The organism is Shewanella sp., assembly GCF_051658185.1.
Taxonomy (GTDB): domain Bacteria; phylum Pseudomonadota; class Gammaproteobacteria; order Enterobacterales; family Shewanellaceae; genus Shewanella.
In genome coordinates this window covers 1-3279 of sequence record NZ_JBOFMC010000389.1, presented here as the reverse complement: position 1 = coordinate 3279, position 3279 = coordinate 1, and the positions used below count along the sequence as shown (strand labels likewise).

At 47.8% G+C, this 3279-nt stretch carries 3 protein-coding genes and 1 pseudogene; all 4 read left to right on the top strand.

Translation table 11 applies throughout. The features are described from left to right. Positions 1-414: pseudogene (locus tag ACRCZA_RS14510) on the top strand (MobH family relaxase); the annotation flags it as partial. A 40-nt stretch (positions 415-454) separates the two neighbouring features. Beyond that, positions 455-2275 carry a conjugative transfer system coupling protein TraD gene (traD, locus tag ACRCZA_RS14505; protein WP_438675113.1) on the top strand — a complete coding sequence of 607 codons (1821 nt, stop codon included), beginning with the start codon at positions 455-457 and terminating at the stop codon, positions 2273-2275. A 9-nt stretch (positions 2276-2284) separates the two neighbouring features. After that, a complete protein-coding gene (locus tag ACRCZA_RS14500; protein WP_438675112.1) occupies positions 2285-2830 on the top strand; it encodes a conjugative transfer protein in 546 nt (181 codons plus the stop codon). Position 2831: 1 nt separating this feature from the next. Further along, a partial coding sequence (locus tag ACRCZA_RS14495) for a DUF4400 domain-containing protein (RefSeq protein WP_438675111.1) occupies positions 2832-3279 on the top strand: 448 nt, incomplete at its 3' end.

Here is a 3279-nt window from a genome sequence, read left to right as displayed (position 1 = left end):
AAACAAGACACAGAACCGGCGGCAGCAATTCAGAACAAAGAGGCTTCACAGCGTCCGAGTCGAACTGAGACAACCAATGCCCAAGCAAAAGAGCCCGCCACAAGAGCGGAGCGTAAGCAAAAGCCGATTGCGGCCAATGCGAACTCAAGTAGAGACACAAAACAGGCTCAACGGCAACTGATGGTTAACTTTGTGAAAGATTTGCCCATCTTACTGACCGATGGCAATTACCCAGATGTGGAACATTGTGTCGATGGTATTCGCGTCACGATTCAAACCTTACGCCAAGTCGCCAAGGAGCATGGCATTCCAGCCGGACAACTGCTTCGGGGGATTTCGGTCAGTGACCAATGCCAGTTCGATGAGGGTGAAACCGTTGTGTTTACATCTCACGTTGACAGGTTATCCCCATAGAAGTTCAGTGGATTGCTAACGGCTATTTTGCGGAGAGAATATGAAAGAGAGTGCATACAAAATGCCTTGGCGCACAAATTATGAGGCAATGGCAGCAGCAGGCTGGTTGTTGGGGGCTGTTGGAGCAATCGCCGCAGAAATGCTGACTGAGTTACCTCCAGAGCCATTTTGGTGGATGATGGGGATTTCTTCTGGTATGGCGATATACCGCCTGCCTGAGGCCTATCGTCTTTATAAATTACAGAAGGGACTTAAAGGTAAACCATTAACTTTTATGGACCTGTGTCATTTACAGAAAGTGATGGCAAAACATGCTGAAGAACTGTGGTTAGGTTATGGTTTTGAGTGGGACCAACGCCACGCTCAACGCGCTTATGAAATTTTAAAGCGTGATAAGCAAACCTTGCTTAACCAAGCCCATGGCAAGCAAATGGGTTCGACCTGGATCCATGGTGTCGAACCCAGAGAAGAAGATGTGTACCAACCGCTTGGACACACAGAGGGACACACCTTGATTGTTGGCACGACCGGTGCTGGAAAAACCCGCTGCTTTGATGCGATGATCACTCAGGCGATTTTGCGTAATGAAGCTGTGATTATTATTGACCCCAAGGGTGACAAAGAACTCAAGAACAATGCGCAGCGTGCCTGTGTTGCTTCTGGCAATCCAGATCGTTTTGTGTATTTTCATCCAGGCTTTCCTGAACACTCTGTACGGCTTAATCCCCTGAAAAACTTTAACCGCGGCACTGAAATTGCCAGCCGTATTGCGGCATTAATTCCCTCGGAAACTGGAGCCGATCCGTTCAAAGCATTTGGTCAGATGGCACTGAACAATATTGTGCAAGGGCTGTTGCTCACATCCCAGCGTCCCGATCTGAAAACCCTAAGAAGATTTCTAGAAGGTGGTCCAGATGGACTACTAGTAAAAGCGGTCACCGCTTGGGGGGAGCAAGTGTACCCCAATTTCAGCGTTGAGATTAAGCGTTTTACCGAGAAAGCCAATACCTTAGCCAAGCAAGCCATGACGATGCTGCTTTTCTACTACGAACGCATTCAGCCCGTTGCCGCCAATACCGATTTAGAGGGACTTTTGAGCATGTTTGAGCATGACAGAACCCACTATTCCAAAATGGTGGCCTCACTGATGCCGGTACTCAATATGCTCACATCAAGCGAGCTAGGCCCATTACTTTCACCTATTGCTAACGATGTTGATGACAATCGCTTAATTACGGATTCTGGACGCATTATCAACAATGCCCAAGTGGCGTATATCGGTTTGGATTCACTGACGGATGCCATGGTTGGTAGTGCGATTGGTTCGTTGTTGTTATCTGATCTGACAGCCGTGGCCGGTGATAGATACAACTATGGTGTCGAAAATCGCCCCGTGAATATTTTTATCGATGAGGCCGCTGAAGTGGTCAACGATCCCTTCATTCAACTGCTCAACAAAGGCCGTGGCGCAAAGATGCGCTGCGTGATTGCCACTCAGACCTTTGCGGATTTTTCCGCCAGAACTGGCAGCGAAGCTAAGGCGCGCCAAGTATTAGGTAATATCAACAACCTGATTGCACTTCGGGTGATGGACGCAGAAACCCAGCAATACATCACTGACAATTTGCCCAAAACCCGGTTGCAATACATCATGCAAACCCAAGGGATGTCGTCCAATTCTGATAGTCCAGCTTTATTCACCGGCAACCATGGCGAGCGCTTGATGGAAGAGGAAGGCGATATGTTTCCGCCGCAGTTGTTAGGTCAACTGCCTAATCTTGAGTACATCGCCAAACTTTCTGGTGGCCGCGTCATTAAAGGGCGTATTCCTATTCTAACTTACTCATCACAGGCAACGTAAGGAGTCGGTATGCATCATTCTGTTTGTCTGAAAATGACAACTCTCACCAGCAAAGAAATGCTAGCGCAATGGTTGCAGCATTACCCGCAGAGCAAGGAAAGGTTTAGATTGCTTGAAATCGATTGGCCTCATGCGTTGGCTGCTGTGCATTGCTTGGCGGACTATTTAACGGATGCGTTGACCTTAGATGGACATTCTATCTTTGATTTGTGTCTTTGTAATGGCTTAGGCAGCTATGAAGAAGTCTGTAGTGACGATGACACTGTTCGCCTTTGGCATTTTATTGAGGCGATGACTTGGACTGCCGCCAGTGCTTTAACGGGGATTCGCCTAAGCGATCCAGACCATTTTGAGTGGGCCGCGGTGGATGGCGTGTATTTTTACACCTGGATCCGTAATCGACCGAATAGGATGGTGTATTTGGCTGAAGGCCGCATCGATGTGCGCTACGTCTGTGGTCACAGTACAACAAAGCGACTACAACAAGTGATTAAAGCGCGAATTATGACTCCGACCGTAGCAGTCATGCTGGCGGGCATTGATATGGGTGCATAGCATGAGCAAACATAAATCGGTTTGGTTGCTGTGTTTGGCGTTAATGCTTGAAATTATTATCATTAGTGTACTGGTGCCAGGGGATTGGACAGGGAGGGTGATCAATAAAGAGAAGCAGATGATCCAAAATCAATTGGGTGCTGAGATCAGTCACTGGATAGGACAAACAAGCCATCACTGGTATCGCTCATGGATTGTGGATACTCAGATGGAGCAATCTATGCGTGATTTTTTTATTCCCACTGAAGAGCAGCGACTTCGTTCTAAAGGGATGGAGAGCATGGGGGGGTTTTGGTTTGTGTGGGTGGAAGACCGAATTCAGGCATTCTTTGATGTGTTGTACCAAGTGCTCACTCGATTTGCCTTGCTGATGGTGTGGTTGCCCTTTGTATTGATCCTATTGTTACCCGCGTTGTGGGATGGGCTAATGACGTGGAATATCAAGAAGA

Excerpts from the sequence above, each read along its gene's own strand:
- traD (WP_438675113.1), top strand. The coding sequence starts at position 455 with ATGAAAGAGAGTGCATACAAAATGCCTTGGCGCACAAATTATGAGGCA.
- ACRCZA_RS14500 (WP_438675112.1), top strand. The coding sequence starts at position 2,285 with ATGCATCATTCTGTTTGTCTGAAAATGACAACTCTCACCAGCAAAGAA.